This is a genomic window from Listeria grandensis, from assembly GCF_014322885.1.
GTDB lineage: Bacteria > Bacillota > Bacilli > Lactobacillales > Listeriaceae > Listeria_A > Listeria_A grandensis.
In genome coordinates this window covers 1-585 of record NZ_JAASUG010000037.1, presented here as the reverse complement: position 1 = coordinate 585, position 585 = coordinate 1, and the positions used below count along the sequence as shown (strand labels likewise).

Here is a 585-nt window from a genome sequence, read left to right as displayed (position 1 = left end):
TGGTCAGTTTTTGCGGAAGACGAGTTTGGATGAACTACCGCAACTGTTCAATATTCTGGCGGGAAGCATGAGTGTTATCGGTCCGCGCCCAGCTTTGTATAACCAAGCGGATTTGATTGAAAAGCGCGAGGAAGCAGGGGCGACTGAGCTGAAGCCAGGATTATCAGGACTTGCGCAAGTGATGGGACGCGACACATTATCGATCGAAGAAAAAGCCGCCTTAGATGGATTGTATAGCCGGAAATTGTCTTTTGGCACGGATATAAAACTTATTTTCAGCACCATACGTAAAGTCATGAAACGCGATGGAATTCAAGAAGGAGCGAGCTGATGCGCATTTTAGTCACGGGAAAGCAAGGGTATGTAGGTACGCAATTTGAGAGTTGGATGGCGCAACATCACCCAGAAGTGGGCGTGGATCTCTTATCCGTCCGAACGCCAAACTGGGAAGCCATTGATTTTAGCCAGTATGATACGGTTTTACATGCCGCGGCTCTCGTGCACCGCAAAGAAACGCCGGAAAGCGCTAGCGAGTACCACCGAATCAACACAGAACTCACAGAAAATTTAGCGTACAGGGCAAAA

2 protein-coding genes are annotated in these 585 nt (G+C 48.4%); both read left to right on the top strand.

The window, feature by feature from the left end; genetic code table 11:
• Positions 1–331 (top strand): sugar transferase (locus tag HCJ54_RS15340; protein ID WP_187138266.1); only part of this gene is annotated, 331 nt, incomplete at its 5' end.
• A partial coding sequence (locus HCJ54_RS15335) for an NAD-dependent epimerase/dehydratase family protein (protein ID WP_187138265.1) occupies positions 331–585 on the top strand: 255 nt, incomplete at its 3' end. The genes HCJ54_RS15340 and HCJ54_RS15335, both read left to right, overlap by 1 nt.